At 35.0% G+C, this 6896-nt stretch carries 7 protein-coding genes and 2 pseudogenes; 7 read left to right on the top strand and 2 right to left on the bottom strand.

Going from position 1 to position 6896, the window contains the following annotated elements; genetic code table 11:
* Window positions 1-149: 149 nt before the first annotated feature.
* Entirely contained in the window at window positions 150-920 is a 771-nt protein-coding gene (locus L6C30_RS13945) for a hypothetical protein (protein WP_032073134.1), read from the bottom strand.
* A 58-nt stretch (window positions 921-978) separates the two neighbouring features.
* Between L6C30_RS13945 and L6C30_RS13940 the strand changes: the two genes are divergently transcribed.
* The 4 genes and pseudogenes from L6C30_RS13940 to L6C30_RS13925 form a co-directional block, all read left to right on the top strand.
* Window positions 979-1236, top strand: a complete 258-nt coding sequence (locus L6C30_RS13940; RefSeq protein ID WP_236095234.1) for a hypothetical protein — start codon at window positions 979-981, stop codon at window positions 1234-1236.
* A gap of 695 nt (window positions 1237-1931) precedes the next feature.
* Window positions 1932-2232: pseudogene (locus L6C30_RS13935) on the top strand (transposase); the annotation flags it as partial.
* A 409-nt stretch (window positions 2233-2641) separates the two neighbouring features.
* Entirely contained in the window at window positions 2642-3841 is a 1200-nt protein-coding gene (locus L6C30_RS13930; RefSeq protein WP_236163295.1) for an integrase arm-type DNA-binding domain-containing protein, read from the top strand.
* A gap of 153 nt (window positions 3842-3994) precedes the next feature.
* A pseudogene (locus L6C30_RS13925) lies at window positions 3995-5034 on the top strand (IS3 family transposase); the annotation flags it as partial.
* A gap of 70 nt (window positions 5035-5104) precedes the next feature.
* Here the strand turns inward: L6C30_RS13925 and L6C30_RS13920 are convergent.
* Window positions 5105-5338: a hypothetical protein gene (locus L6C30_RS13920; protein WP_198080028.1), complete on the bottom strand. Its 234-nt coding sequence runs from the start codon at window positions 5336-5338 to the stop codon at window positions 5105-5107.
* 308 nt (window positions 5339-5646) lie between these two features.
* Here L6C30_RS13920 and L6C30_RS13915 point away from each other — a divergent pair, with 308 nt between their 5' ends.
* From L6C30_RS13915 to L6C30_RS13905, 3 genes are read left to right on the top strand one after another with little or no spacing between them, the layout of a single operon-like run.
* Entirely contained in the window at window positions 5647-6090 is a 444-nt protein-coding gene (locus L6C30_RS13915) for a hypothetical protein (RefSeq protein WP_139853746.1), read from the top strand.
* A 2-nt stretch (window positions 6091-6092) separates the two neighbouring features.
* Window positions 6093-6341, top strand: coding sequence for a type II toxin-antitoxin system Phd/YefM family antitoxin (locus L6C30_RS13910; protein ID WP_000192612.1), 249 nt, complete (start codon window positions 6093-6095; stop codon window positions 6339-6341).
* Window positions 6331-6618: a type II toxin-antitoxin system RelE/ParE family toxin gene (locus tag L6C30_RS13905; RefSeq protein ID WP_139853741.1), complete on the top strand. Its 288-nt coding sequence runs from the start codon at window positions 6331-6333 to the stop codon at window positions 6616-6618. The genes L6C30_RS13910 and L6C30_RS13905 overlap by 11 nt, the downstream gene beginning before the upstream one ends.
* Window positions 6619-6896 lie beyond the last annotated feature (278 nt).

Genomic DNA, 6896 nt, shown 5'->3' with positions numbered 1-6896 from the left:
ACATAGACACCAACATATCAAACCGTCCGCTAAGAAAATTGCAAAAGTGCATATTCTAAAAGCGGACATTTTTACTTTGGAGAAACCGGACATTTCTACTTGGGGCTTACATTTTGACTGCGTATAACCACCATTATGTTAAATATATTTTAGTTAAGTAATTTATCTCTTATCAATTCTTTAAATTTTTCAGGATTTTGCTCCGCTTGATTATTAAAAATATCAAAGTAAGTTAAAGCTTGTTGTTGAATTTTTCCTTTATTTGGAACACGAGAAGCAGGATGAGGGAGTCGAATTACTAAAGTCTTTTTATTCCAGAATCTTACGCTAAATCCTTCTATAGATTCTTTGAAGTTAAGAATATCTTCGTCATTAACATAATTGAGTTTCAACTGTTCCCAATTTCCATGATATGCACCTAAGAAAAAAATATTTTTAGGTTCTAATCTATCAAGTTGATTTACTAAGTTTTCTATTGATATATCTTTAAGATGCTCATACAAATCTATACTTTTATTTTTTGAATTCAATAAGTTAAAAGATTTTTTATTATAATCAAAGAAGTAGAAGTTTAACCATTGTATATACTCGTTATTATTTTTTTCTTTGACTTTACCTAAGAATTTTAAGAATTGTGATCTCACAGGTGGCTTTTCATAAAGATTACGGTATCTAATTTTACTTTCAGAAATTAATTCATTTGTACTTAAATTTCCTAATATAAAGCTATCTAATTTCAATTTCCCCCATCCAGAAGTTTCTTGGCCAACAATTACTACTTTATTTTTGGATTGGTCAAAAGAACTATCTAAAAAATCTGGAATGAAAGGTAAGCTGATTTTTTGTAAAAGAGGGTGATAATCCTTATGTGTAATAAGGTTATTTTTTAATTTATTTAAATTTTCTGAGTATTCAATCATAGTATGTTTACTTGCTTAATTTTTTTTAAGTTATATATGAAAACTTAGGAGAATAACATTGAAAATAGGTATATTTTGGTTTTATAAAAATCAAGTTCTTGGTATTTCTCATGAGTTTGATATTAATAGCTCAGATTCTTTAGGTATGATTGATAGTGCCTACAACCATGTATCTTATTGGGATGAATTACGAAATAAATTTTCTGAGCTAAGGGAAATTGAATATGACGATGTACCTCGGGGAAGAGTAATATTCGATAAAAATAAAAATAAATTGATCATCTATCTAGGGCTTTGTTGCACAAAGATTTTATAACTATATGATTTTAAAAGTTTTGATTGTTTTTTGATCTAAAATTAAATCTATTTAAATCAGATGCTTACATATTTATGCAACAAAGCCTCTATCTAGATAAGAAATTATTAATTAAAGGTAAGGTATCAAAAATTTGTGATTTTTTTGATGCTGAATATGATGTGAATACAGTATTACGCTTAGATCCGCACTATAGAACTTAATAGAAAACTAAATTTCTGATTAGAAAGATTTTCTAAAATTAACATAATACACCTTATACGTAATGCGTTATAATTCTCTTTAGAAATTAATGCTGTAGTTTCTAGTTGATAGCCCATCTTCCCCAAGGTGGGCTTTTTTTATGATTTTTCATGTTCCACGCCTAATATTTAAACAATGTTTCACAAGTTTGATTAGCTCAGTTGAATAATTAGGATACATCCCCCTTTCTCTTCTTAGCATCCATTGTTGTGGCTAGGATCGAAGAGATCAAAGCAGATAAAAAAACAGCCCTTAAAGGGCCGTTTTTTTGGTGGTTGAAAGCCATTCTCTAAGAGTATCGGATAAACTTTCTTGAAAAAATTTTCTTCTAAAAGCATATCAGCAAGTGCAGCTCCAAAGGCCTCAAAAGTATCACTAGGAAGCTTTTGAGCGTATTCGCATTGAACCGTACCGGGTTTGTCGGAGACCAACTTTCTTGAGAGAATGTCCCGATGACAAAACCAAAAAATATCCCCCTGAAATCAGAGAAAGAGCGGTTCAATTATTGATTGAATCCGAAAAAGATTATCCTTCTACTTGGGCTGCGATCACAGCTATTGCTCCCTGAGCAGTATACTGCGCAAGGGTTGTACTCCCGAAACACTACGTGTTTGGTATCAAAAATATTTAGATAAACAAAATCCAGTTAAAGTACAGCAGCTTTCAGACCAAGAACGTATCAAATAACTGGAACGCGAAAATAAAGAACTGCAACGTGCGAATGAAATTCTACGTAAAGCAGCCGCTTTTTTCGCTCAGGCGGAGCTCTGTTAGCGGCAGTGTAAAAATAACCCCCTAACGGCATTTAAAAACTGAGCCCCTTGGTGACATATTCAGCTCCTACAAAATTCAATAGTAGCTGCAGATCGACTTAATGCGACAGAACCGAAATATTGCCTCAAATAATTAAGGTTCGGTTACTAGGTCTGTAAAACAAACCCATTGCAGAATAGTGTTTAACTATCACTGATTTTTGTTGCTTAATACAGATTTTAACAGTGGTTACTTTTTTGGTTACTAAAATGTGGAATACCACAATAATATTTATAAAAAACATATATATAAATATTTATATGATGCGTAATATACGCATCATATATAAAGCGTTCTATTTTGATATAATTGATCCAATCAACCACTTATTAGGTTTCATTTAAATTCCATGAGTCTTACTGAAATTAAAGTTCGCCAAGCTCATTGCAAGGAAAAAACCTGTTTTTTATCCGATGAAGATGGGCTTAGCCTGAAGATTGAGCCGGGTGGAAGAAAATCTTGGTGCTATCGCTATACAGATCCACAAACTAAAAAACGTCGACGCATTCAGTTAGGTCTTTATCCTGATTTATCGCTGAAAAAGGCACGACAAGTCAGAGATGACTTTAAAGACAATGATTTCTGTTTTGAACATGATACTGCCTCTAATGTCATCACCTTTGGTAAGGTTGGGGAGGAGTGGTTACAGTTCAAACTGAAAAATGCCTTCAACGATCTACCCCGCTGTGGTGTACTACAGTTAGCAGAAAGATGCTTACAGCAAGATATTTATCCAGACCTTCAGGATTTACCTTTTCAAAACATCAAGCGTTATGACCTGGTTTCAGTAATCAAAAAAATAGAGGGACGCCAAGTAAAAGAACCTGTCAAGAAAGCTTGTAGTTATTTGAACCAAATTTATGACTACGCTGTAGCGATGGGTTATTGTGAATTCAACATCGCTCATGGTTTAAATAAAATCGCCATTAACAGTAAAATCAAGAAAAATTATCCGTATTTGAAAGCGGAGGATATATCTGATTTTAAGTATAAATTACAAAAATTGGATGCCCATCCGATTATTAAAAAAGCACTGATGTTTAAATTATATACTGGAGTGCGAGGGGCTGAATTGTTATTGTCTGAGCCTCATCATTTTGATTTAAATAAAAAAATATGGAAAATACCTGCCTTGAATATTAAACAGTTTCGACGAAAAGTCATATTAGGCCATGAGATTCCAGATTTTATAGTTCCACTTTCAAATCAGGCTTTAGAGATTTTGAAAGACGTCATGCAGTGGTCATACGGTGAAAAATACCTTTTTGCTAGCCCTCGCAAACACAATCAACCGATTCATTTTAATACTCTAAATATGGCCATACGTAAGATGGGGTATGGCAAACATCAACTATCTTCTCATGGATTACGTTCTACTTTTAGTACCATTTTGAATGACTCAGGTTTGTTCCAAGATAATTGGATTGAGGCACAACTTTCACATATTGATAAAAACCGTACCCGTGCCAGCTATAATCACGCTGACTATTTAGCTCAACGGACTGAAATGATGCAGTGGTGGGGTGATTATTTAAGTACTAGTAAGTGAAAATCGTACTGAACCGTGCCGGGTTTGTCGGAGAGTCAATATTTTTTGTCAACGGCATTCTAAAATTGACCCCTTTTACCTCGTATTAAGTTTCAACCTGAGGTTGAATCCCTATTCTTTTTTTATTCTTCAAATGATAACTCTCACCCGATATTGAGTTCTGAGTTTGATGTTCATCAAAACCAAATTATTGACTGGAAAAATCAATTAATCTCAGCTTCCTCGCAAGCTTTCGATCAATCAAAAGCTCCATCAGAACCACCCATCGATCTAAAAAAACTACATGCAAAAATCGGCGAGCAGGCATTAGAAATTGATTTTTTAGAAGGTGTGTTGAAGAAACTGGGCCGCTTCAACCATAAAAGTTAATCGATCACTCACTTCAGATTTCAGTATCTAAACTGGCTAAGTTGCTGAAAGTCTCTCGTGGTTGTTATTACTATCGCCCAAAACCTGTTAGCTCAACAGATCTGAAGCTGATGCGATGTATTGATGAATTACATATGCAATATCCTTTTGCAGGCAGTCGTATGATGCGTGATTTGTTGAATCGTCAGGGGCATCATATAGGACGACGTCATACACGTACTTTAATGAAGAAAATGGGTATTCAGGCGTTATATTGCAAACCAAATTTAAGCAAGGCTAATCAAGCTCACCGTAAATATCCATATCTGCTCAAAGGATTGGTTATTCAGCGCAGTAATCAAGTGTGGTCTATGGATATAACGTATATCCCTATGGCAAAAGGTTTTGTTTATTTATTTGCTGTGATTGATTGGCATAGCCGCAAGGTACTTGCGCATAGGGTATCGATTAGTATATAGGTGGATTTTTGTATTTCGGCTTTAAATGAAGCGATTGAAAAATATGAATCACCTGAAATATTGAATACAGACCAAGGGGGGCAGTTCACCAGTGATGCATTTATTGATGTATTGAAATCAAATGGCATTCAAATCAGTATGGATGGTAAAGGTCGATGGGTAGAGTGATGGTTGAACGATTATGGCGGAGCGTTAAATATGAAGAGGTGTATCTCAAAGCTTATAGCAGTGTCACAGATGCGAAAAAGCAATTGAGTGCATATTTTGAGTTTTATAATCTGAAACGACCTCATTCGAGTCTAGACAAAATGACACCAAATGAGTTTTTACTATGATCAGCTAACCCAACAAAACAAGGTGGCTTAACTAGAGCGGAATATCACTTATAAATATGCTTTTAGTTGTTCAAACAAGTGGGATCACCTCTGCAAGTGACTCAATGAAACCTTATTTTCCTCTCAATAATTTCGCTTAGGCTAAATCCACGAGGTTTCACAGCTGGAGAGTGATCTTGAAGCCAGTCATAAGCTTCTTTAATTCGTAGATTACCAATAGGATTACCTGCCCCAGATTTCAGTAGGGGCCAATCAGCTTGTTCTTCTGCATTAATTGAAAAACCCAGCTGATTTAAAAGCCCTTTTCGCCCATAGCCTTGAGGTAGCAAGTCCATGAGAAATGCTAGCCATTGGCTTTCTAAGTTGTTTTGTACATTGACTGGAAATTGGAATGATAGAGGGTAATGCTCCCTAAAATTAACTGAGTTTAAAAGGGCTTTGTTGCATAAATATGTAAGCATCTGATTTAAATAGATTTAATTTTAGATCAAAAAATAATCAAAACTTTTAAAATCATATAGTTATGAAATCTTTGTGTAACAACAGCCATCGTGTAGCAAAGAGGGTTAATTAGAGTTTTTTAAAAGTACTTTTAAGTGTTCTTTTATCTATGCTATAGTTCTATTGTTGAATAGGAGTACCAATGAATTCTGATGCTATCTGGACTGAAACTGAAGAATCTCGTTTAAAACGAGAGGATGAAGTTCGTATGCAGGAACTCAGACGTCTATTTGATTTAATGGATGAAAGAGAGCACCAACAAATTCAAGCCAAAGAGTTAGAAGAAGCTCTTAATGTCCTTTCTTGGGTTGATGTAGTACGTGCATTAGAAAGTTGCCTAGATTGTATAGTTCCACAAAGACGGGAAATGCGATCACAATCTATAGACCGTATTGAGCAACATCGTAAATGGTTAAAGGCATTTCGTTCAGCGATGCCTTACCTTGCGAAGATGCTGCTAGTTACTGATGCCTCCTTGCTTATCAGAATGAGATCCACATTGGACCGGTATGCTGAAATTAGCTACCCAAATCTACTCGTAATGATTCAACCCAAACTCCAAACACTAAATTCTATAGAGGCTTAACTATGACTCAATTAATCCATGCACGAATGACTGCAAGTATTACTGAACTCAAAAAGAGTCCGATGGATACAGTGTTGGCAGGCAAAGGGGAACCTGTCGCAATCCTCAATCGTAATACACCAGCGTTTTACTGTGTTCCGGCTGATCTGTATGAAACGATGATGGAACAACTAGAAGATCTAGAACTGAATAAGATTGCAGATGCTCGTGCGAATCAGAAACGCATTCGAGTAAATATTGATGACCTATAAGTTAGACTTTTTAGAAGAAGCATTAGCAGAATGGAATAAGCTTAATCCAAGTATTAAGCAGCCATTGAAGAAGAAGTTGATCAAGGTTTTGGAGAATCCTCGCATTCCCAAAAACAAGTTGTCAGGACATCCTAACCGCTATAAGATCAAACTTCGTAGTATTGGTTATCGTCTGGTTTATGAAGTCGTTGATGATGAGGTAATTGTCATCGTGATTGCTGTAGGCAGACGTGAAAACAATGCCATCTATGATGATGCCAACTCTCGTCATTCATAAATGATGTAATGCCTATAAGCAGATAGTGTCTATGAAAACACTCATGTTTATGGGCATTTTTTTTGTAGATAATCTTCGATTAGTTTAGTAGTAAATTACAACTATTTTGAAATCAATAAACAACTATTGTGAAACCAAAACGAAATCAATTTATAGGTAAGACATTTTGTTAGCGGCAGTGTAAAAATGACCCCCTAATGGCATTTAAAAACTGACCCCCTTGGTTAATATAGCGGTCATTTTGGACTGCTCAACATGTTAACTTTGGAGCAAGCAGT

The organism is Acinetobacter sp. KAM396 (genome assembly GCF_021602765.1).
Classification (GTDB): Bacteria; Pseudomonadota; Gammaproteobacteria; order Pseudomonadales; family Moraxellaceae; genus Acinetobacter; species Acinetobacter towneri_A.
The sequence above is the reverse complement of the archived record's forward strand: the minus strand, read 5'-3'. Positions and strand labels throughout refer to the sequence as shown.